The sequence below is a fragment of the Halobacterium hubeiense genome (genome assembly GCF_001488575.1).
In the GTDB taxonomy this organism is placed as follows: Archaea; Halobacteriota; Halobacteria; order Halobacteriales; family Halobacteriaceae; genus Halobacterium; species Halobacterium hubeiense.
The window spans coordinates 202,951-225,423 of record NZ_LN831302.1; the positions used below are offsets into that span (position 1 = coordinate 202,951).

Sequence of the window (22,473 nt, forward strand, 5' to 3'; positions counted from 1 at the left end):
GTTCGACACCGCCAACACGCACGAGCAGTCTTAACCAACAGTCGCCGGACAACACGGATATTGTTGGTTAACACGCTAAATTCCACCTAGCCCAAACGTACAACTACCTGCGTGCCACATACCCACACACCACGTATCGCCCACCAAACAAGTCCCCCTGTTCGCAACGCATGCCCCCCGAGCAGTTCACGACCGACCGCCAGTACCTCCACGTCCAGCCCAGCACCGACCCGCTCCAACCAGCTGCTGTCGCCCGCTCGATCACGCGGCTGCATCGAACCACGAACGAGACGCCGACCTACGAGTGGCTGTTCGTCGCGACCGGCGACACCGGCCCGACCGGCGACCGCCACATCGACTGGTACGTCGGCGGCGACGACCTCCAGCCGGTCAAACGCACGCTCCGCCAGTCCCTTCCGACGTCCGTCGACCTCGTCGAAACCACGACTTCCTACCAGCAGGCACTCGGCCTCGACAGTCCACCCGAACTGAACGCTGACGACGCTACAGATGACGACGCGGTCGCGGGCATTGAGTGGCAGGGCGTCGGCGACCGCCCCGACGACTGGCAGACGCCACTCCCAGCGCTCGAAACCTTTGCCGGCGACCACGAGGGTGATTGGCCGCTCGCAGACCTCGTTGATGGCCTCGCAACGACCGACGCCCCCGTACTCGTCCAGATCTTGGTCACGCCAAAGGCCGATTGGACACAGCGGAAAGAAGACCGCATCATCGATCTGGAGTTGAACGGTGACTTGCGCCGTCACGCACTCGGCCAGGCGATTTTCGGCGGGATCGCGGACACGATTACGGAGGCTACCGACCACGACACAACCCGGTCTCCCTCGTATCGACGCCATGATTCGGAGACCGGCCAGCACGCCGGTCGTCGGGACGCCGCTACGCCCGCCGGCCGGGACGCGCGCCGCCGCGTTGAGGACTCGACGGTGGCGCCGTCGAACGCGCGCCGCATCGAAGCGCTCCAGACCGTCGACACGCGGCAGTCGTTCGTCGTCAACGCCCGCGCTGTGGCCATCGCGCCTGAGTCGGCGACTACTGATACGACCATCGACGCGATCTCCTCGGGCTTCCAGGCTCTGCGGGGCGACCACTACCGCGTCACACCCACGACGCACCCACCAAATAGCGACGGTGCTCGCGACCTCCTCGACACCATCTCTACCCGAACCACAAGGACGAGTCCGAGCCGGCGCAAACACATGCTGCCGTGGGTCGAGAACGCGAGTCCAGCCATCGTCGCCGACCCCGCCGCCGTCGGGGCGTTCTGCGTCATCGACGGGCCCACGCTTAGCCCGGCTGCGAGTCGCGCGCTTGAACCGACGCCCGAGGATCGTACGGGCATCGAACTCCCGCCTCGGACCATTCTCGACCGGTATCTCGACGAACCCGGCATGACCGTCGGTCACCCCAAGACCGCCGACCGCACGACGTTGGACGCGATGCTGTCGCTCCCACCAGCCGTGCAGCCGCTCCACACCGCACTCTTCGGGTCCACAGGCGCCGGCAAAACCGCCGTCGGCCAGCGCATGCAGCTCGCGAACCACGCCGCCACCGACGGCGCCACCGTCTACATCGACGCGAAAGGCGACGACGCCCCCGAAGCATACACCAAAACCCACTACGAACGCTACAATACGCTGGAGGACGTCCACTATTTCGACTGCACGGAGTATCTGCCCGCACTCCCGTTCCTGACAATCAAGCCACTCCTCGACGCTGGGTTGGACCGCGAGTGGGCCGTCAATACGATTGCCGAACATTATATTGACTTGCTCGCCGCCGCCATGGGCCCCGAGCAGTTCTACAGTGCTGAGGCGGCTGTGGAGGTCATCCAGCAGTTGGTGCGTGCGCTGTTCGACCCCGTGCATGGCAGTGAGAGCATCAGCCAGCAGGAGTTGCTGGCGGCGGCCACACAGTTCCACGAGACGAGGAATCCACCGCCAGTCTCGGATGGCACGCTCCACCAGAAACTCGCGAGCACGGCCGCAAACAACCCCAACACGTTCGACAGCATCATGAGCGCTGCCACCCGCCGGATTGGGACTGCGACGAACGACGCTCGCCTCGCCCCCCTCTTCGAAGCGCACGCTGACGAGCAGTTTGATCTCCGGCGCGTGCTCGACGAGGACTGCGTCATCATCGTCGACCTCCAGGGGTATGGGGAGCGCTCCCGGACGCTGCTCGCCGTCGCCATCCTCTCGCAGTTGTGGCGTGCGCTTCAGCGCCGGCAGGCAACGACGGAGCGAGCGAATCTCCCGCTCGTGAACTGTTACATCGAGGAAGCCGCCGACCTCGCGACGACTGGCATCCTGGATACGCTGCTCTCGCAGGGTCGCGGCTTCGATCTCGGGGTGACGCTGGCGATGCAGTTCCCCGAACAGTTGCGCGACTCCCACCCCCGCGTGTACGCCGAACTGTTGAACGATGTCGGCACGATCATCACGGGTCAGATCGGCGTTGACCGCCGCCTCACGGAGCGCCTCGCCACCAGCGAGTACAGCGCCGACCGCATCGAGACGCGACTCCACGACCTCCAGCGCGGCGACTGGCTCGTCAGCCCCGCGGCGCCGTTCGCCGAACGCCAACCTCAGCCCTTCCACGTGACGTCGCCGCCGCTCCCCGCCGGCCACCCCGAGGGCAGCCAGCCGCTGACGGGGCGCGCCAGCCGCGCCTTCGAGCGCGCCGTCCAGACGGCCAAAACCCGCACTCGCGACGAGTACGGCGTTCCTGTCGGGCGTGCCGCCAGCGGGAGTACCGAGCCCGCGGCCGTCGACGACGGCGACGCGACCGGGTCGACGCGCCCGGCCGCCACCGCCACCATCCCCCACACCGAGCGCTTTCCCGAGTGTCTCACGTACATCGACGAATCTCCATACCCGATTGTCTGTGAGACCTGCGGGGACGACGGCACGAAATACCCCTCGACACCCGAGGGGCTGCGCCGTGCCATCGACTGTCACCATTCGCTCGAAGAAGTTGACCGCGCGAACATTCCGATCTGTTCGCTGGATCTGACGCTCACGAGCGGCGAACGCGCCGCCAGCGACTACAATGATGCCCAACTGCGCTTCCTCACGGCGGTCTACATGGCCCACCAGCAGCGCTTCGACCGCGAACTGGAGTACGACATCGTCTGGGACTCAATGACCAACCTCGAGGCGTACGTCGGGATTGACGCCGACGACGTCCAGGCACTGGTCGACGACGGCCTCCTCCGCGTGGACTGTCGCCGCCCCCACAAACTGTACACCGTCACCCCCGACGGCCGGGACGTGATTGACGTCGGCCACCGCGAAGGCATCGCCCACGGCGACGGCACGGGCGACCTCTCCGAATCCAGTCTCCACGTCGCCATGGTCGACGTCGGCGCCCGCCTCCTCGCCCAAGAGCTGGTCGGCCCCGACAAACCTGGGGCCCGCGTCCAGCGCTACTACGGCCTCGAGGACGGCCGCCTCGACGCTGCCGTCCTCGCCGCCGATGGGACGGTTGTGGCGACGCTGGAAGCCGAACGCATCAACAACGATCGTGGTGAGGCCATCCCCCGCGACTTCGACCAGATGGCCGCCTGCGACCCCCAGCAGGCGTGGTGGCTCGTCAAAACCCGCAGCGACGCCGCCGCCCTCCTCCGCGCGCTCCACGACCCCCCAGATGGTGCCCCTCGTGTGCCCCGCACGTACAGCGAAAACATGGCCCCCCGCAGATACAGCCTTGCGACGCCCGGATTGACCGACGTCTACACGTTCGAATACGCCCGCGACACACTCCTCGACGAAACTCGTCCCGGCTAACCCATCCGCCATTCGGATGGGGGGCGCTCGACTGGCTCCGACGACGGCTGGTGGCTGTGGCAGGCTACAGAGACGCGCTCGTCCGCAAGAACAGCCCTAGATAGTGTGCGGACCACCACAGTTCGAGCGGGGAGTGCTGGCGGGCTGGATTCGGTGACTGATTGGCTGGCGAGTCAGTACTTCAGGGGGTGTAACGGCGGGTTAGAAATGTCTGGCGAGTTTTTCTTAGTGAACGAAGACGTTTTGCTGAAGCGTGCGAATCGCCCGATGGGCTGGCTCTGTACAGTCGCTGTGGAGGGCTCTTCTACCGGTATGTGTCTGTGTAGTATCATTTCCGTCGCGCTTCGTGGGGTGACCGCTGAGTGCCGAAAGTCGGGGACGGCGAGTTGATTCGAGGGAGAACACGGTTGTCGACGACGTCTCGACGACTCGGGAGCGGCGACTCGAAAATCCCCAGACGGCGTGGTTCTGTACAACACTTCGAGGGGGAAACACGTCGTCCTCGCGGTTGAGGCCACCAGCTTGCACTCCGGGTTGGTTGACTGTGCGGCCGCAGCGAAAGGGACGTCGCTGTACAATCAACGCGGACGGCCCGACACGGACTGGCGGTATCCCCGCTGTCAGCGTCGCTCACAGCCAGCTTCGACTGCAGCATCCGCGATACCGTCCACCTGTCCATCCCACTACGCACTGTGTCCCTCCCAAGCTGACCCGCTCCGACCACATCTCAACTGACATGAATGCCGACCAGCGACTCTGTTGTCCACCCCAGCAGAACTACAGACGATTCAATGAGGGGTTCTTTGCGGAGGGCGTGGTCTCTGTAGTCGCCAGAACAGCGCGTTCAGGGGGCGTATTACGGAAAATTCAAGGCGAAAGCCTCGCCCTTCAGGGCGGGGATGAAGCCGACCAACAGTATTCAACCGCCGTCGATGGCATAGACGCGGTTCCAACACAATTTTTAACCGGTCCGACCATGATAGTATACATAGATGGTAAAGAGTACCCGTCACGCGAAATACGAACTCTATTACCACATAGTGTTCGTGCCGAAGTATCGGCGTTCGCCCCTGACGGGGAAGACGAAGGACCGTCTCGAAACCATCTTCACGGAAATCTGTGAGGACAAAGACCTCGAACTGGCCGAGTCCGAGGTCATGCCCGACCACGTACACCTGTTCATCGGGAGTCCACCGAAGAACGCCCCGTCACTCATCGTCAACTGGGTCAAGGGCATCTCGGCGCGGAAGTATAACCAGCGATACGACGACCGCGTGAAGTGGACTCGTTCGTACTACGTCGGTACGGCGGGTAGTTCCTCGAAGGGCGCTGTCGAACAGTACATCGCTGAACAGGAAGGTGGTGACGAATGAAGCGCGTCAACACCTTCGAGGTCGTGCCACAGACCGAGAACGACAAAGAGTGCCTTCTACGGCTACTCGACGCCTCCGCCTCCCTGTGGAACGAACTCACCTACGAACGCCGTCAGAACTACTTCGGTGACGGCGACGTGTGGGACACCTCCGAGTACCGAGGACGCTACAACGGTGTCGTCGGAAGCGCGACCGTTCAACAGGTCACGCGCAAGAACAGCGAAGCGTGGCGGTCGTTCTTCGCGCTCAAAGAGAACGGAGAGCATGCGAACCCACCGTCGTACTGGGGCAACGAGGAGGATGGACGAGAACTCCGTACCTACATCCGAAACAACCAGTACACGATTCAGTGGGGCAAGCGTAGCCGTCTCGAACTCCCCGTTGGGCAAGAGTTGAAAGACGAATACGGACTCGGCTACCACGAACGCCTCCGTCTCGAAGTCCGAGGCAACCCGAAGTGGGACGGCGAACAGGGTCGTCTGGAACTTGAGTACGACGGGGTGAGCGACACGTTCAGGGCTTTCCAACCAGTCACAGTCCCTGATTCTCGACTGGATTCACCACTGGCTTCGGAAGAAGCCGCCCTCGACGTTGGCGCAAACAACCTCGTCGCCTGTTCTACGACTACTGGGAACCAGTACCTCTACGACGGTCGGGAGTTGTTCGGACGGTTCCGTGAGACGACTGACGAAATCGCCCGCCTGCAGTCGAAACTCCGCGAGGGACGCTACAGTTCCAAGCGGATTCGACGGCTGTATCGACAGCGGACGAAGCGCCGTGACCACGCACAGAACGCGCTGGTGCGCGACCTCGTTGAACGGCTGTACGACGAGGGCGTGGCGACGGTGTACGTGGGCGATTTGACCGACGTGCTGGAAACGCACTGGTCGGTCAGGGTGAACGAGAAGACGCACAACTTCTGGGCGTTCAAGAAGTTCATCCACCGTCTCGCGTGTGTCTGTGAGGAATACGGCATCAGCCTCGAAGTCGAGTCGGAAGCGTGGACAAGTCAGACGTGTCCCGAGTGTGGCGACCACGAGGAGACGGTTCGCCATGAGGATACGCTGACGTGTCCGTGTGGGTTCGAGGGACACGCAGACCTCACGGCGTCAGAGACGTTCCTTCGGGAAAACAGCGGTACGGAAGTCAGGCCGATGGCACGGCCCGTGCGATTCGAGTGGGACGACCACGATTGGTCGGGGAAACCACACCCTCACGAAAGTCCTAAAGAAGTGCGCACAAACCCGCAAGTTGCCTCCGTGGGTCGGTAGCCGAACCCCCAACGGAGGAATCCTCGCGCTTTAGCGCGGGGAGGATGTCAATGGGTGTCGTTCTGTGGGGCGGGCGTGGGCCCGTCACAATCGGTCTTGAACCTCCTGTAGGTCGTTCCGATTCACCATGACAAAATATAATTCAAGTATAGAGGAAATATAAATAATATATATTGGCCAGAGAGCATTTCCCGGGTCGCTCCGACAATCCCAGGTGCCCCTACCCGAACGGCGGCCGCAGAAGCCACCAACCCACCTGGTTCGGTGGCGGCGGTCGTCGGGTCCGGCTGGAACCAGTCCAGTCACAACCGACAACAACTATGGAACATCCAACAGACAAACTCCGCGCAGTCCTCCTCACTGCGCTAATGATCGGCTCCGTATTCACGGCCGGCATCGCGTTCACGGGAACGGCTGTTGCCGCCGGCGATATTACTGGCGGCGCCAACGACTCAGGCACGGTTACAGGTGCTGCCGTGGATCCTGCACAGGTCGCTACAGGCGAGACAACAAACGGACACAACTTCAGATTCACCGTCGCAAACGTTAATGGGTCCGGCGATACGGACACAATCCGCGTTAACTTCCCTAATGAGTTCGCGGAGGGACTTTCGTACAATTACGCCGACCTCGAGTTTACCAACGACGATGACCTTCAGATCGATGGCGGCGAAAATCTTGTTGACGGCCCTGATAATGACGGCGTTGACGATACTCTCCCCATCGAAACCTCACCGGAAACGGACGGTGACGTCGAGGTTGTCCTGAACATGAATACGGACGCCCCGGCTGAGGCCGGCTACTACGATATCGCGGCTAGTTACGAGGAAAACGACGGAACAACCTCCTCGAATGACGCATTCGCGACTGTCACCGTCGGGGACCCAACGACAACTACCTCAGACCCAGGGACGACTACTAACCCAACCACTTCAGACCCCACCACGACTACTAACCCAACCACTTCAGACCCCACCACGACCACTAACCCAACCACCTCGGATCCGGGTGGAGAGACCTACGAGGGCCGGCTCGACTTCGGAGACAACCCGTGGGACACCTCTACTGGTGAAGGGGATGTCAGTACTGGGGCGACGGTCTTTCAGGGCGAGGATGACATCCAGTTCGTTGACGAGAACGGGAACGACGTGAGTGCCACGTCACTCGAACGGGCCAGCGGCGCCGACGAGGGGGTCCCGCTCGCGATGCCGATCCCCCAGGACCAGACAACTGGGTCCTACGATCTGAACGGGCCGGCAGCGGGTGACGGTGGCCTTCGCGTGACCGTCCAAACCCCGCGCGTGACGACGCTCGAAGTCCAGAACAACGCCGAGTCAGACGTCAGCGGTGGCATCCTCACCACGAATCAGGACGACGCCTCGGTCTACGTGGAGTACAACTACGAGAACGCCGAAGACATCGAGCTGATCGTCGAAAATGAGGACGGCCTCGACGTCACCGACGAAATCGTCGAGGGCACCGACACGATGAACGGCGACGGTCGCATCGACATCAACCCGAATGCTGTGGACGCCGGTGACTACACGTTCACCGTCGAGGGCGTTGACGACCTCGACTTCGGGGACGCCACGGAGACAGTTCCCGTGACGATTTCGTCGTCGCAGACGGCGTCGCTGAACCTGGCGGCCGACGAGGTCGTGCAGGGTGAGAACCTGCAGTACACGGTTGAGAACAGTCCGGAAGGCAACTTCCACGCGGTCACCATCGACGCTGACGACTTCCGTAACGGGATCTCCGCGAGCAACGCGGCGAACATCCTGCGGAACGTCGGTGACACCAGCGAAACCGGCGTGGTCACCGACGGGGGCCCGACCACGGCTGGCAACGCTGGTGACGTCGACATCGACGACGTCAACTACGCGTACGCGATCGTCGAGATTGACGGCGGCAACGGTGTCGGTTCCATCAACTCACAGCACCTCGACGACGCGTCCGTTGACGTTGACCTCTACCCGGCGTCCACTACTGAGGACACGTACGTGAACGACGACGGCGAGCTCAGCAACGCGACCGAGCTCGAGAGCCTGGAGACGGACGACGACGAGTCGTTCGACGTGACCCAGGGCACCGTCTCTCTGGACAGTCCGACTGGTGCGTACGTTGTGGGCTCCGAGAGGACTGTGAACGGGACGGCGAGCGCTGGGATCGACGAGGTCTCCCTCTACGCACGCAGCAACAACGACTTCCAGCTCGTCGAAATTGACGGCGATCGCTCGATCGAAGTTGAGAGCGACGACACGTTCACCGAGGATGGCGTCGTCCTTACAGAGGACGGCGACGAGGGTAACGATCTCCTTTCGCTGCCGGGTTCGTACCGGCTCGGCGTCATCAGCTCGGAAGACGCTGACATCGACGGGAACGGGGCCATTGACTCGACTCTCACCACGTCCGAGTTCAACAGTGGTGTGAGCAGCATCTCCTCGCTGACGGTGACGGACACCGAGCTCAACGGCTCGTTCCAGACCTACAACGGCCAGGTCGCAGTTGAAGACGGTGAGGTCGGCGTTGAGGGCACCGCGCCTGGCAAGGACAACCTCGTTGTTGCGTTCGTCGACGAGCGCGGGCAGGCAGTCGCGCACACGATCTCCGTCGACAACGACGGCATGTTTGACAACGACGGTCTCAGCCTCGGCAACCTGAATGAGGGCACGGTCTCCGCCCATATTCTGTCGTCCGGCCGTGACGGTACGTTCGGTGAGAGCGGGACCTATGAGTCTGCTTCCGCTCTCGAAACCCAGATTGAGGGCGAAGACGGCTGGGCGAGTGGTTCCAGCAGCGGGGAGCAGGTTCGCGAGCAGATTCTCGCGAACACGGTTGACGACACGGCAAGCGACGACCTGATCGTCACCGAAGAGCTCCGCCTCGCGAGCGCGCTCACGACCATCGAGTCTGTCGACGGCGTTGAAGCCGGCGGCACGCTCACGGTCGAGGGCCAGACGAACCGCCAGCCTGACGACAACACCATCACCGTCGAACTGCTCGACCAGGATGGTGACTCGGTGACGCTCGCTAGTACCGACGAGTGGGGCAGCAACGGGCAGTGGTCCGTTGAGATGAGCCTCGCGAACGTCGAGCCTGGCGAGTACACGCTCGAGTCCGACGACGGTGACAACACCGACCGTCAGGACATCGAGATCGTCGAGGAAGTCGAAGAGACCACCCAGCAGCCGACGACGGAAGTGACCGAAACCGCAACGGCGACGGAAACCGCTACGGCGACGGAAACCGCTACGGAAACCGCAACTGCAACGGCAACGGCCACGGAAACGTCTGAAGACGGATCCGGTAGCGGCATCCCCGGCTTCGGCATGGGCATCGCGCTCGTTGCCGTGCTCGGCGCCGCGCTGCTGGCGCTCCGCCAGAACTAACGAATCACGACCTGACCGCCCGTAAGGCGGTCACCGCAGTCCCACCCACCACACCTTTTTCGTTCACGTACGACGCTTCCAGCCGAGCACAGCCCTCGCTAACCGCCGCAGCATGAACCCAGGCACTCCGGTGAACCTGGCCGTCTCGGCTGAACAGGCGCAATCTCACGCCGTTCACGGTATGGATGCGTGCCGTCATTCCGTGGAACAACCGGCCATTCAACTGCCTATGGACCTCCCTGAGTCCGAAAGAACTAGAAGTCCGATAAGTAGACTACAAACCTGAAACGCCCACTGCTCCGGATTCCACCGCCTTCAGCCCGAGGAGGATAGAAATCTCTTGTGAGGGATCGGTCAGAATGGGCGTCCACGCTGAATCCTCCCTGTTTACGGGTGGGTAGTTCGGGTTCACACACGAGCCGATGCAGGCTATCGGTATCGCTGCCAGGCAGGGGACACGCATGGGGCCGTTAACAGATGGGCGACCGAAGCCGTTGCTGCCGGTCGCTGGGAAACCGATTCGCGAGCACGTGCTTGACGCCGCCGCGCCGTACGTCGACGGCTACGTCGTGGTCGTCGGCTATGAAGGCGACCAGATTCGGGCCCGCGTCGGCGACACGTATCAAGGGTTCCTGGTTGAGTACGTCGAACAGGCCGACCAACTGGGGACCGCACACGCCGTTGGCCAGGCCGAACCGTTCGTCGACGAGGACGCACTCGTGCTGAACGGGGACGTCTACGTCACGGACGCGCTCGTCGAGCGTCTCGCAACACAGCCGGGAACGATGGCGGTGATGTCTGTCGAGAACCCGCGCTCGTACGGCGTCGTCGAACTCGACGGCGAACGCGTGACCGGCATCGAGGAGCAGCCGCTTCCCGAACTCGCGAAGTCACAGTTCATCAACGCGGGCGTGTACACGTTCGACCCGAGCATCTTCGCGACCCGCTAGACCGAGAGTCACGGCGAGCAGGCGTTGACGGACACGCTCTCGCTGCGCTTAGACGACCAGCCGATTCGCGCCGTTCAGTACCGTGGCCGCTGGCTCGACGTCTCGGAACCGTGGGGCCTCCTCACTGTCAACGACGCGCTCATTGCTGACCGCGAGCCCGAACAGCCACAGCACGCAGCTATCGACGACTCAGCCGTCATCGCTGACGAGACCGTGGTCGGGGACGACGTGGTCGTCCACTCGCAGGCGGCAGTGATCAGCGGGGTGACCGTGGGTGACAACGTGAGCGTTGGCGCCGGCGCCGGCATCCAGCATCGAGAGAACGAGATACCGGTAGTAGTAGGGGTTGTTGCCGAGCAGGACAACGTGCTCGCCGCGGAACACGCGCGGGTAGACGAAGACGCGGAACGCGACGACGACGAGCAAGCAGGCTGTGATAGCTCCCAGTACGTGCCGGGGAACGTCCAGTCGCGACATGTGGGGCCCGGAACCGGCCTGCGGTGTCGTCGCTGTCTGTGGGTTCGATATCCCCGAGCGCCACGCGGACGGCGTGCCGGTCCGCAAGGCGGTACCCAGCGGCCGTCTCAACGATGATGTCGTGAGCGACGAGTTCGCCAAACGTCCCCGACCCAAGTGGGCTGTCGTCGAATGTCGCCTTCTCCTGTTTGTGGTCGGTCTCGACGGGTGTCGGAAGCGCACCGGCCAGCTCGGAGTCGTTGTTGAGGCGGGCCGTAGTCTCCTCGCGGACATCGGTCATTGGCTTGACGGACGCTAATCTGCAGGCTACTGTGTTTGACTGTGAGTAGCCTCAGGCAACGCAGGCCAAGTGTCTCGTTGACTACCGCGGTTCCCCTCTCCCCTCTTCTTGTCCGTGGACTGCGCTCGTATTTGACCCGAATCAGTCCGCTTTGCAGTTGGCTCAGGGGGAGAGCAGGTTGGTGCCGCCGTCGTCAGTGGGTGGAGCGCGGTCGGCGTCATCCAGCTGGTCGTCGAGTGCCGCTGGATCGACGGCCGTGGTTACGGCGTCGAGGATGCGTTCGCGGCGTCGAACAGCGGCCGCATCCGCATCGTAGAACCGGACGTACTCCGCGCGCGTGTGCTTATGAAATGCATGCTTGATCGCGAAGTACCCCTCCGGGACGTGGCCGCCACAGATCTCACACTCGTGGCTCGCGTGGTCGGTGACCTGATGTGCCAGCAGCGCCTCAACGGTGTCGAATACGATCCCGCAGTCAACGATTCCACACTCCCACGCAGACATAGCGAATCCTATCGTGATAACGTAGATTAAAGCTTTGCTTGGGCGGCTCTCCGGGCTCGTGCTCGGTGGCTTCGTTGTTCCTCGATTGTGTTTCCGGTGTGAGCCGCTCAGCTCTGGCGCCTGGCGTCGGAGTACCCCTTGCGTTTCGCTGCGGCGTGGGACGCAATCTGTTCCATACGCAATACCGTGGTAATTTGTGTCATGGTGGCTTGTAGCGGCCGATACAGACAGAAAGCATTTACCAACGGATGCTCATAGTTGCGGGTACCCCTACCCGAACGGCGGCTGTGAAAACCCCGATTCACCGTTTCGGCGGAATCAGGTGGAAGCGGTCGTCTGGTCCGACTGGAACCGATCCAGTCACGAAGACAACACATGACTGATACAACAAATAAGCTCCGCGCGGTCTTCCTGACTGCGCTGATGATCGGCTCCGTATTCACGGCCGGCATCGCGTTCACAGGAACTGCCGCCGCGGCAAATGCATCCAGCCCAAACAACATCCAGGTTGGTGGGCAGGACAGCATTGAGCTGAGCGAACCGACTACGCAAACAGAAGATGTCACGTTCGACATCAGCAACCTGAACCCGGACAACTCCGGTCAGACCGTCGAATTCACGGTGTCCCTTGACGCCGCTAACTTCGAATTCAGTGACGCTAACCAGGTTCAGGTTAGTAACGATGTTTCGATTAGCCAGAATGAGCAGGTGAACGGTAACGGCGAAATCACGTTCAACCTGGAGCCCAGCAGTAGCGGCGTTGATGCTGGCACGATCACCGTTGATGGTGCCGTCATCGACGCGACCGCTGCTAGCGCTGGTGCTTCCTCCGACGTGACGGTTACCGTCGACGACTCTGGCGCAAACGATGACACTACGGCCTCTACCACCCTCAGCAGCGCGGTGACGGTTGCTGAGTCGACTGGTCCGGCAGACGGTCGCTCCGACTCGGACGGCGACGGTAAGTACGAGACCGTCGGTCCGAACTCGGTTGTCTACCAGGGTGAAGGCGACCTCGACTTCGCCAATGACCTGAGCGCAAGCAGCTTCGAGCGCGCAAGCGGGTCCAACGAGGGCGTCCCGCTCGAGATGCCGATCCCGTCCGACCAGACGACCGGTACCTATGACGGTCCGTCCCCCTTCGGTAACGGCGGCCTGACCGTCTCGACGCCGCGTGTCACGACCCTTGAAGTTCAGAACAACGCCGGTTCTGACGTCAGCGGCGGTATCCTGAACACGAATCAGGACAACGCCGTTGTTGAGGTCGAGTACAACTACGACAACGCTGAAGACATCGAGCTGACCGTCGAAGATGAAGACGGTCTCGATGTCACCGACGAAATCGTTGACAGCGCCGCTACGCGTAACGGCGACGGTTCGATCGCGATTAACCCGTCCGCTGTTGACGCTGGCGAATACACCTTCGAGGTTGCTGGTGTTGATGACCTCGACTTCGGTGATGCTTCCGAGAGCGTCTCCGTGACGATTTCGTCCTCGCAGACGGCTTCCCTCAGCCTCGCTGAGGACGAAGTCGTGCAGGGCGCAAACCTCCAGTACACGGTTGAAAACAGCCCGGAAGGTAACTTCCACGCAGTCACAGTCGACTCCAGCGACTTCCGCGACGGCGTCTCCACCGAGAACGTCGCGAACCTCCTCCGCAACGTCGGTGACACCACCGAAACGGGTGTCGTTAACGACAACGGCGCAGTCGAGACCGACCTCGAAAACGCGGACATCGACAACGTTGACTACGCGTACGCAATCGTCGAGATCGACGGCGGGAACGGCGTCGGCTCGATCGAAACGCAGTACCTCGACGATTCGTCCGTCGACGTTGACCTCTACCCGGCATCCGCTGACGCAGCTGATGATGGGTACGCACCGGACGGTAGCCTCGACAACGTGACGACGCTGAACGGCCTCGAGACTGACGACGACGAATCCTTCGAAGTCACTGAAGGTGAAGTCTCGCTCGACAGCCCGACCGGCACGTACGTTGTTGGCTCCGAAGTTGACATCAACGGGACGGCCAACGAGGGCACCGACGAGGTCGCTCTCTACGCCCGTGACAACAACGACTTCGAACTCGTTACCATCGACGACGATCGCACGATCGAAGTCGACAGCGACGATACCTTCGAAGAAACGGACGTCGTGATCTCGGGTGACACTGACGGTAACAACCTCCTCTCGCTGCCGGGCACGTACCGCCTCGGCATCATTGACGCGACCGACGCTGACACGAACAGCGACGGGACCGTCGAAGACACGCTCACCACGTCCGACTTCAACAGCGGTATCAGCAGCACGTCCTCGCTGACGGTGACTGATACCGAGCTTAACGGTTCGTTCGTTACGTACAACGGCCAGATCGCCAGCGACGACGCGCAGGTCGACGTTGAGGGCACCGCGCCCGGCAAGGACGAACTGGCTGTTGCGTTCGTGGACTCCCGCGGGAACGCGGAAGCCTACGACATTACGGTTGACAGCGACGGGACCTTCACCGAGGAGGACCTCGACATTAGCACCCTGAACGAGGGTAGCGTCTCCGCGCACATCATCTCGTCCGGTCGCGACGGCGTCTTCGGTGACGGCGTCGAGAACTCTGCATCCGCGTTCGCGGACACCATTATGGGTGACTACGCGAGTGGCGCAAGCACCGGCAACCAGGTTCGCGACCGCATCCTCGCGAACTCGGTTGACGACACGGCAAGCGACGACCTGATCGTCACTGAGACCTTCCGCCTGTCGGACGGCCTCACGACGATCGAGTCCGTCAGCGGTGTCGAATCCGGTGGCACCCTTACGGTTGAGGGTCAGACCAACCGCGTCCCCGACGACAACACCATCACGGTCGAGCTGCTCGACCAGGATGACGAGTCCGTAACCATCGCGAGTACGGACGAATGGGGTACGGATGGTCAGTGGTCCGTTGAGATGGACCTGGCGAACGTCGAGCCTGGTGAGTACACACTCGAGTCCGACGACGGTGACAACACCGACCGTCAGGACATCGAGATCGTCGAAGAATCCCAGGAGACCACCCAGCAGCCGACCACGCAGACTACCGAGGAGCCGACCACGCAGGAGCCGACGACCACCGAGGAGTCGACGACTGCAGCGCCGACGACCACCGAGGAGTCGGCCGGCACCACGGAAGACACTAGTGGCGAATCCGGTAGCGGCATCCCCGGCTTCGGCATGGGCATCGCGCTCGTTGCCGTGCTCGGCGCCGCGCTGCTGGCGCTCCGCCAGAACTAACGAATCACGACCTGACCGCCCGTAAGGTGGTCTCCCGACTCAACGCGGATTCTTTCTTTTGCGCGCTACGCCCCGTAGCGACGGCGCTATCGCTACAACTGTCGGCCAAGTAATTTGCTACGCATACTCCCCGCCCGCTCCACAGCCTCGCTGTATCGCCACCAACACGCCTAGTGTCGCTTGAGCTGTCTCACCCCGTAGCGTCCACCGTTCTCCTCGCTAGAACTCACGGCTATCCACGGCGTGCGAGACGCCCGTGGATGCATCAACCGAACTGGCGGCAGTCAACCGCCGGCAGGACCGCGACGTGGATTTCGGGCTGCTCGACGACACCCTCCTTTCGGGTGGCAAAAAGATAACCCGTTGCCACCCATATAGCCTGACACGACCGCCCAACCCTAACTCATGGCCCACCACACCGCAACGTCGACGACCTGCAGCATCTACCCGGTCGCACTCGGCCCAACCGGAGACAAATGAGCGCAGTCACTCGCTCTGCTGCGACGATTGTAGCCGCGCTCGTCGTGCTCTCGCTGGTGACTGCAGCACCCGTCACCGCCCAAACGGCGGACGAGACTGCCTCCGTCACCATCGGCCAAATCAATGTCGAGCCGGCCAACCCCACGACCGACTCGCGAACCGTGCTCACGCCCACGATCACGAACTCCGAGACGGCGACCGGCAGCGCGAAGCTCACGGAAGTGAGCATTCGCAGCGGCTCGGTCCTCAACACCGCGGACAACCTCGGCCGACTCGGCGCCGGGGATTCGACCGAAGTCCCGCTCGCTCACACCTTCGACACGCCCGGCGAGCGCCGCATCACCGTCTCCGCGCGTGGCACCAACCCCGACGGCAGCGTCTTTGTCGTCCAGAAATCCGTCTATCTCACCGTCGACGACCGTTCAACGGATGTCGACATCTCCGCGCGCGCCCAATCCGTGAACGGCTCGACGGGCGTCGCTGCGACGCTCACGCAGTACGGCACCGTCCCCGTCGAATCCGGCGAGATCCAGCTCCGATCACAGGGCGAGACCGTCGACCGCGCCCCTCTCTCGAACGTCTCCGGCAGCCAATCACAGACCGTCACGTTCGACGGCGACACCATCCCCGCGGGCGAACTCACCGTCCGCGCCCAGTACACGCTCACCGACGAATACCAGAGCCGAAGCACGGCGACGACGCTCCAGTACAACCCACAGCGTGCCGCCGACATGGCGCTGACCGCCATCGAAACCACCGCCCGAGGAACGACGTACACGATCAGCGGTGATGCGTCGAACCTCGGCGGCGCCGACGCCAACGCCGTGCTCATCGACGTTGCCGCGGCTGAGGGGCTCTCTGCGAACGGCGGTTACTTTGTCGGCACCGTCGAAACCAGCGAGTTCGCTACCTTCGACCTCACCGTCACCGCCGACTCCCCAGTTGAGACGGTGCCCGTCCGCGTCAACTACTCGGCCGACGGCGAGCAGTTCTCCGAAACCGTCACCGTCGACGTGAGCGACACGAATGCGGGCCTAACTGTCGACCGCGATCCCCGCCCACAGTCCGGCGGCTCGCCACTCGGCGGCCTCCCGGTGACCGCACTCGCGGTCGGCGTCCTCGTTCTGGTCGGCATTGGAATCGTTGCCTACCGCTGGCGTCGCTCATGAGCATCATCGAACTCGACGACGTGGTGAAACGCTACGAGAGCGGTGCTGAGACCGTCGAAGCGCTAAAAGGCGTGGATTTCCACGCCGACCGTGGCGAGATGGTCACGATCGTCGGCCCCTCCGGCTCCGGCAAGAGCACGATGCTCAACATGATCGGGCTGCTCGACTCTCCCACCGAAGGGACCGTCTCCCTCGACGGCCGGAACGTGACCGACCTCACGGAAGACGAGCGCACTGAAGAGCGCCGCTCCAAGCTCGGCTTCGTCTTCCAGTCATTTCACCTGCTGCCGATGCTGACCGCCGTCGAGAACGTCGAACTCCCGTCGATGTGGGACACCACCGTTGACCGCCACGACCGCGCCATCGACCTCCTTGAGCGGGTCGGCCTTGGCGACCGCCTCCAACACACCCCCAAACAGCTCTCGGGCGGCCAGCAACAACGCGTCGCTATCGCCCGCGCACTCATCAACAAACCCGATATTTTGTTGGCTGACGAACCAACCGGGAATCTCGACCAGGAGACTGGCGGCACGATTCTCGAGGAGATGCAGCGGCTCAAAGACGAGGAGAACATCGCCGTCGTCTCGATCACCCACGACGAACAGCTCGAACAGTTCTCCGACCGCGTCGTCCGCCTCGTTGACGGGGTGGTCCGCTCGTGAGCATCCTCGCCCGATTCCCTAGCGTGTTGATGGCGTGGCGGAATCTCGGCCGCAACCGCGTCCGCACTGCACTCGCGGCACTCGGCATCGTCATCGGCGTGATGTCGATCGCGTCGCTCGGCATGGCCGGCGTCGCCATCAACCAGCAGGCGACCGCCCAGCTCGGCACTATCGCCAACGAGGTGACGATTACGCCCGGCGAAGACAACCCCGACGACGGCGTCACACAGGAACAACTCGAGGAGATCGAGGCGCTCGTCACGGACGCAGCCGTTGTCGAGCAGAAAACCAACAATACGGACGTTTCCGCCCGTGGCCAAGACGCCCGCGTCAGCGTTACGGGCGTTACCGAAGCCGACGAACTCTACACCGTCTCGGCTGGTGAGGCGCCACCGCGACTGCAGTCCGGAGCGTTACTCTCGAATACGACGGCCCAGGAACTCGGGCTTGAACTCGGTGACCCGGTCGAATACGACGGCCAACTCTACCGCATTCGAGGATTACTCGAGTCCGAGAACAGCTTCGGAGCGGGTGGTGGTGGCGAGCTGGTGTTGCCGCTGTCAGCGCTCTCGGAGCAAGACCACTATGATTCGGTGACCATTATCACCGCGGGGAGCGACGACACGGCGGCGATCGCTGACCGGATCGACGCCGCGTTCAACAGCTACGGCCGCACCGAGGACGTGCAGTTGAGCATCTTCACCAGCGCCGACATCCAGAGCGGCATCAGCGGGTTCATGAACACCCTCGAGTTGGCGCTGCTCGGAATTGGGTCGATCTCGCTCATCGTCGCTAGCGTCGCCATCCTGAACGTCATGCTGATGAGTACGGTCGAACGCCGCGGGGAGATCGGCGTGCTGCGCGCCGTCGGCATCCGGCGCGGTGAGGTACTGCGCATGATTCTCACGGAGGCGGCGTTCCTCGGGACGCTTGGCGGCCTGGTCGGCGCGCTCGCGTCGCTGGCGATCGGCTTTCTCATGTTCGGCGCGCTCACGGGCGACCCGATGGGCGTTCTGGCATGGGCCAGCGCCCGCTATCTCGTCTACGGGTTCGCGTTTGCGGTCGGCGCGAGCGTCCTGAGCGGGCTGTACCCCGCGTGGAAGGCCGCAAACGAATCCCCCGTTGAGGCTCTCCGTGGTTGATTTGGGGCCGTCAGCCACGGCGTTCCCACGATAGGTTTGCACTCCGAGTGACCCATCGGCGGTAGTTCTTCCACATCGGACTCGGGCCGTTTCGGTGGCGAGAGCGCTTTTGCCTGCTACTCTTGGGCTGGCGTCTGCCTGAATGGACGCTCGAATCCAAACACTTAGAACGCGAGCGTCGCTACAGTCTGTTGCCCCGCCTGCCCGACGACCGGCCGTGTGTCCTGTGACTGGCCTGTCGCGCTCACGCGGCCTCCGGGTGGGCGGTGGCTCCCATCACCAGGCTGATGGGTGTTCGCCCTCCATCCCCAGCAGGCGCCGCCTGGTGTGCCGCTACGCTGCGGGCGAACACCTATCGCTACGCTCCGGAACAGCCGTGCCGCTTCGGTCCGGTGTCTGCTGACCGAGGCCACGGCTGTCGCTGGCCAGACCGACGGTGCGTCCGAGTGCGTCGTCGCAGACAACTCGACGTATCCTTTGCCGTCCGGCCGGCAACCACCGGCTTCGCTCACGCGGTAGCGATACGCTTCGCTACATCTTCGACGAAGTCGATATTGTCGCTGGCTGCATCGAACGTTGCGAGCAACACTCCACTGGCTAGCTCTGTAGTGGTTTCCACGTGCGTGGCGTCTTCGCCAACAAAAACATAGTTTCAATGTGCAGCAGCCTCAACTAGGCCGCTAATGAACCGCTCCCGTCGCTTCGGTGCGCTTTTCGTCAGTCTTCTCTGCGTCGCTGCCATCGCAGTCCCAGCCGTTAGCGCGTCCATTTCGGAGCCGGAGACTGTCGCTGAACCGGCCGCCGACGACACACACAGCTACAGCCAGCAGGCAGCCGCTCCGAACATCTCAGTCACGGTCGGGGACACACTCCTCCCTGCCGGCGAGACGATCACTACGACGAACGACCCGACGCTGACCCTGGCTATCGCCGCTGACGCAACGATCGAGATTATCTCCGTCCGTGTCGACGACGAAACCCGCCGTTCGTACGTCCCTAATTCGAGCACGTTCTCCGAGACGACGACGCTCGACCTTGACGCTGGAACTCACCAACTCTCGGTCGTTGTTCGGACAACCGAGGGAACGACCACGTATGACGCGACCGTCATCGAGGATTCGGGGGCCCCACTGATGACATTCGAATCACCGATCTCCGCTGGATTCGTCGGGCCGAATGGAACATACGAGCAACTTAACGACACGTACACACTGAACAAATCAAGCGTCGAGCTTCGGGGGCGCATCCACGACCAGTCGAACGTCGAGCAGGTCATCATCGAACACGAGTACCGCTATCAGTACGGCAACGAACCCCGGGACACGGACACCCGAATTGAGATCACGGAGCCCAATCAGACGATCTCACGCACCCTCCGCCTCGGGCCGACACAACCCGATGTCGGTAGCGGCGTGAACACGCTCAACATCGAGCTCCGCGACGAGTTCGGTCACATTCGCGAATACGAGACCACGCTTCGCGTCGAGGACTCGGACCCCCCGAATATCAGCGTCCTCGAACAGTATCCTGTCGCGACGCGTTCGGCCGTCCGCATTGACGCAGAGGCAACTGACCGCGTCGGACTGGCATCCGTCGGCCTCCGCATCGGCCCGGCCAACGGATCGGGCCAGCAGTATCTCTACACCGAGCGCCAGCCGACCAAACAGGCAATCAGCAAAGTCATCTCCCCGACTGTCGACGTCTTTGATGGGACACGCAACATCACGCTCGTTGCGACCGACCAGGCCGGTCAGACAACAACCAGAGAACTATCGGTTAACTACACGGAGCTCGTCACGCCCAAAATCCAGTTCAACCGCTCGCTGTCCGGCTCAGTCGACGAGCGCACGGTCCAGGCAGCCGGCACGGTTTCTGACGGCCAGATCACTCGTGTTCGGGTTGAAACACTCTCCCCGGATGGGGAGACGATCGATATTAACTCCGTCTACAGCGGCGGTGTCACTGAAAACCTCACCTTCAGAGAGCGCCTCGACGCCGGGAGCTATCCCGCTGCGGTCCGCGTCCGTGTTCTCGACGTGACGGGAACCGAACACATCCAGCGGCTCGAGCTGTCTCAGTCTGAGCCCGCTGACCCTCTGACTCGCTCCACCGAACAGTCCGCCGACCGTAGCACGGATTCGCCGAGCGGTACCACGCTGGGCGCCGTCGAATCCAGTGACCCGATCCAGCCGAGCAGCTCGACCCAGTCTTCGTTGCTTGGCGGCCTGCTCTCGTTCATCGGTCAGCATGCGCTCGCTATCGGAGCGCTCACCGCGGTCGGTATCGGTGGCGCAGTCTACCAACAACGCCGCGGCTAACGAGGTCGTTGGTAGCGCTCTCGCTCTCATCCACGCGGAGCCATACCCGCCAGTTCCCGACGTGACATCGGCCACCACAGCAACAGCCACGGCACGTGGCCGCACGCTTCTCGGGCGAGACACTCTACTAGGTAGTCACGAGGCCAACGCTCCGGATCGCCGCCTAATCGAAAGTACAAGCTCTTTTCTCCCCGGCGCCTCGACTGCACGTATGCGTCGTCGTCCACTCCTTACTGTCGCAGTACTCGGTATGCTACTGTTCGCCGGTTGCGCCGGCCTGGGTAACTCACCCGCAACGACATCCGAGTATCCGGAAACCGTGTCGATTACTGATGACCGGATTGACCGCCACGCGGCTGCGTTGAACGACACGAGCTTCACGTCCGTCGTTGCGATCACACAGGCTGGCGAGACTTCCTCTCGCATCGAATATCGGATCGACCCCGACGCCCAGCGGTATCTCCAGCATTCGATGAACTCGTTCGCTAACACGACCGTGTACACGGACCGGACCCGGACCCAACAGCGGTTCCAGTACGGCAATCAAACGCGTGTTACACAGTCTGACCAGGCTGTCAACGTCACGTCCGCACGTCGCGGCGTGCAACCGATCGCCACGTACGTGTCGCCAAATGCCACGTTCGAACGCAACGGAACCCACACGTTTGACGGCGATGAGGTGATGGCGTATGAGACCGCGGGCACCGACGCACTTCGGCACTCGTTCCGTAACTCGACGGGTGCAAACACCACGGTTACGGACTTTTCGGGTACCGTTGCCGTTGACGACCGCGGCCGAATTCGTCAGTTTACTGGCGAATTCGAGTACACGCAGGGCGAACAGACGATGCAAACGACGCTCACTGCGACCGTTCGCCAGCTCAACGACACCGATATCGAAGAACCCGACTGGATATCGAAGTGAACTACCCTACCCTACTCACTCGCCGCTGACGCGGCTCGTTCCTTGAAGATAGGGCTTCCTGCTTCAACGACGCGCTTTGCAGACACCGAACGGGTGTCCATAGGGAGCGCAGTCTCCACAGGCGTTCGTTCGGAGTGTCCCACCCCTACATCTTGTAGACCCCGAGAAAGAATGTTCCATGCCGCGTTCGCATCCCTGTCCGCCTCAAACCCACAGTCCGGACACGAGTGTTCACGGCCCCACAACGGCTTCTCCGTCGAGACGCCGCACGCCGCGCACTTCTTGGTCGTCCCTCTCGAATCAACTGCGACGAAGTGCGTCCCTTCGCGTTCGCACTTGTACTCAAGTAACGAGAGGAACGTTCGCCACGCAGCAGACGCGGTGTTGCGGCTGTTCGACGGCGATTCTATCATTTCTTTGACGTTCAGGTCTTCGACCGCCACGAGGTCGTACTCCCGGGACT

The 22,473-nt window shown here is 62.4% G+C and carries 13 protein-coding genes and 1 pseudogene; 12 read left to right on the forward strand and 2 right to left on the reverse strand.

What is annotated here, in order from left to right; all coding sequences use genetic code 11:
• Window positions 1-170 precede the first annotated feature (170 nt).
• The 6 genes from HHUB_RS00980 (at window position 171) to HHUB_RS17610 (ending at window position 11,386) form a co-directional block, all read left to right on the forward strand.
• Complete coding sequence (locus tag HHUB_RS00980; RefSeq protein ID WP_059055369.1) at window positions 171-3,809, forward strand: type IV secretory system conjugative DNA transfer family protein; 3,639 nt, start codon at window positions 171-173, stop codon at window positions 3,807-3,809.
• Window positions 3,810-4,801: 992 nt separating this feature from the next.
• Entirely contained in the window at window positions 4,802-5,182 is a 381-nt protein-coding gene (gene tnpA, locus HHUB_RS00985; RefSeq protein WP_059055371.1) for an IS200/IS605-like element ISHhu1 family transposase, read from the forward strand.
• Window positions 5,179-6,453: an RNA-guided endonuclease InsQ/TnpB family protein gene (locus tag HHUB_RS00990; protein WP_059055373.1), complete on the forward strand. Its 1,275-nt coding sequence runs from the start codon at window positions 5,179-5,181 to the stop codon at window positions 6,451-6,453. The genes tnpA and HHUB_RS00990 overlap by 4 nt, the downstream gene beginning before the upstream one ends.
• A gap of 320 nt (window positions 6,454-6,773) precedes the next feature.
• Window positions 6,774-9,842, forward strand: a complete 3,069-nt coding sequence (gene csg / locus HHUB_RS00995) for an HVO_2072 family ArtA-dependent S-layer glycoprotein (RefSeq protein WP_082687139.1) — start codon at window positions 6,774-6,776, stop codon at window positions 9,840-9,842.
• A gap of 422 nt (window positions 9,843-10,264) precedes the next feature.
• The gene (locus HHUB_RS01000; protein WP_082687140.1) at window positions 10,265-10,792 is read left to right on the forward strand and encodes a sugar phosphate nucleotidyltransferase; all 528 of its coding nucleotides are present in this window, start codon (window positions 10,265-10,267) and stop codon (window positions 10,790-10,792) included.
• A 252-nt stretch (window positions 10,793-11,044) separates the two neighbouring features.
• Window positions 11,045-11,386, forward strand: a complete 342-nt coding sequence (locus HHUB_RS17610) for a hypothetical protein (RefSeq protein WP_370683901.1) — start codon at window positions 11,045-11,047, stop codon at window positions 11,384-11,386.
• A 325-nt stretch (window positions 11,387-11,711) separates the two neighbouring features.
• Here HHUB_RS17610 and HHUB_RS01015 read toward each other — a convergent pair whose 3' ends face one another.
• Window positions 11,712-12,053, reverse strand: coding sequence for a DUF7565 family protein (locus tag HHUB_RS01015; RefSeq protein ID WP_059055381.1), 342 nt, complete (start codon window positions 12,051-12,053; stop codon window positions 11,712-11,714).
• A gap of 375 nt (window positions 12,054-12,428) precedes the next feature.
• Between HHUB_RS01015 and csg (HHUB_RS01020) the strand changes: the two genes are divergently transcribed.
• The 6 genes from csg (HHUB_RS01020) (at window position 12,429) to HHUB_RS01045 (ending at window position 22,010) form a co-directional block, all read left to right on the forward strand.
• On the forward strand, window positions 12,429-15,314 hold the full coding sequence (gene csg, locus HHUB_RS01020) for an HVO_2072 family ArtA-dependent S-layer glycoprotein (protein ID WP_082687142.1): 2,886 nt from the start codon (window positions 12,429-12,431) through the stop codon (window positions 15,312-15,314).
• A 476-nt stretch (window positions 15,315-15,790) separates the two neighbouring features.
• Window positions 15,791-16,963 carry a COG1361 family protein gene (locus HHUB_RS01025; RefSeq protein WP_059055382.1) on the forward strand — a complete coding sequence of 391 codons (1,173 nt, stop codon included), beginning with the start codon at window positions 15,791-15,793 and terminating at the stop codon, window positions 16,961-16,963.
• Window positions 16,960-17,625 (forward strand): ABC transporter ATP-binding protein, encoded by a 666-nt coding sequence (locus tag HHUB_RS01030; RefSeq protein ID WP_059055385.1) that lies wholly within the window; start codon window positions 16,960-16,962, stop codon window positions 17,623-17,625. The genes HHUB_RS01025 and HHUB_RS01030 overlap by 4 nt, the downstream gene beginning before the upstream one ends.
• A gap of 29 nt (window positions 17,626-17,654) precedes the next feature.
• The gene (locus HHUB_RS01035; protein WP_059055388.1) at window positions 17,655-18,767 is read left to right on the forward strand and encodes an ABC transporter permease; all 1,113 of its coding nucleotides are present in this window, start codon (window positions 17,655-17,657) and stop codon (window positions 18,765-18,767) included.
• Window positions 18,768-19,450: 683 nt separating this feature from the next.
• Window positions 19,451-21,085, forward strand: coding sequence for a hypothetical protein (locus tag HHUB_RS01040; RefSeq protein WP_059055389.1), 1,635 nt, complete (start codon window positions 19,451-19,453; stop codon window positions 21,083-21,085).
• Window positions 21,086-21,296: 211 nt separating this feature from the next.
• Window positions 21,297-22,010 (forward strand): DUF7537 family lipoprotein, encoded by a 714-nt coding sequence (locus HHUB_RS01045; RefSeq protein ID WP_449271431.1) that lies wholly within the window; start codon window positions 21,297-21,299, stop codon window positions 22,008-22,010.
• A gap of 11 nt (window positions 22,011-22,021) precedes the next feature.
• Here the strand turns inward: HHUB_RS01045 and HHUB_RS16005 are convergent.
• Window positions 22,022-22,471: pseudogene (locus HHUB_RS16005) on the reverse strand (RNA-guided endonuclease InsQ/TnpB family protein); the annotation flags it as partial.
• Window positions 22,472-22,473 lie beyond the last annotated feature (2 nt).